The 228-nt window shown below is 64.0% G+C and carries 1 protein-coding gene; it reads right to left on the minus strand.

All coding sequences use genetic code 11. The features are described from left to right. Positions 1 to 228: hypothetical protein (locus tag QMX93_RS30990; protein ID WP_282359365.1), on the minus strand; the 228-nt coding region annotated here is incomplete at both ends.

Below are 228 nucleotides of genomic sequence, written 5' to 3' on the forward strand. Positions count from 1 at the left end.
TCACGGCGTCCAGTGCTTTGGGGGCGGCCAGGCGTTTGATCGCACCGATGGCGCTGATGAACTGTGATTTGGAAGGCATGTCGGGCGCGCCGCTGGCCTTCTTCAGGCGATAGGACAAGGCGATCTGGGACTTGGCCATCTGCCGCAGCACGGCGTTGGCGATGGGGATTTCGGCGGTGGTGGGCACGCTGGTCAACGGCTCGCCGGTGAACTCGACATCGATCGGCA

It is taken from the genome of Pseudomonas sp. PS01303 (assembly GCF_029959385.1).
GTDB lineage: Bacteria > Pseudomonadota > Gammaproteobacteria > Pseudomonadales > Pseudomonadaceae > Aquipseudomonas > Aquipseudomonas rustica.